The 677-nt window shown below is 67.9% G+C and carries 1 protein-coding gene; it reads right to left on the bottom strand.

What is annotated here, in order from left to right:
• Positions 1–677 (bottom strand): PD-(D/E)XK nuclease family protein (locus J6500_RS31460; RefSeq protein ID WP_225716582.1); only part of this gene is annotated, 677 nt, incomplete at both ends.

The following is a 677-nucleotide window of genomic DNA, read 5'->3' as shown; positions in this document are numbered from 1 at the left end:
CCGCGCGCTGTCCGCGGCTTCGTCCGGCGGCTGCGGCGTGTCGTTGTTCTTGATCTTCAGTTCCAGCGAACGCTGCTCGCCCGGCGGATTGTTGCCGCTCAGCCTGACATAGACCAGTTCGCCGACCGAGGAGTTTGCCGGGATTTCCGCAAACCCGCCCTCGCGCAGGATCGCGGCCTCCAGCGTGAGCTGCGGCGACAGGCCCATGCGTACCTGCTTGCCGGTCGGCGGCTGCCCGGTCTTGTAGTCGAGGATCGCGAAGCTGCCGTCATCGCGCCGCTCGATGCGGTCGGCGCGGGCGGAGAGGGTGAAGGTCCTGGTGTCGTCGAGCTGAATCTTGAGATCGCCCTGGATCTCCGCCTTGATCGCGGTGATCTGGCCGCGCCGAGCCTGCTCCCATTCGGCGAACCATGCCGCGATGCGCTGGAAGCGCGGCCACCACAGTGCACGCGCCTCGGGCCGCTCCATCAGCGGCGCAAAATACTTGCCGCCGATCTCGCGCAGCGCGCGCATCGTGTCCGGCGGCAGCGCGTCGGCATAGGTTTGCGTGAACTCGCCGAGCGCCCCGTGGATCGCCGAACCGCGATCGGCCGCCGACAGCGGCATGTCGACCGGATCGAGCGGATCGAGCCGCAGGATGTGGCGGGCATAGATCGTATAGGGATCGCGCAGCCAGT

Source organism: Bradyrhizobium semiaridum (assembly GCF_020329505.1).
Lineage (GTDB): Bacteria > Pseudomonadota > Alphaproteobacteria > Rhizobiales > Xanthobacteraceae > Bradyrhizobium > Bradyrhizobium semiaridum.
Note: the sequence above shows the minus strand (reverse complement) of the source record. Positions and strands in the feature narration are given on the sequence as shown.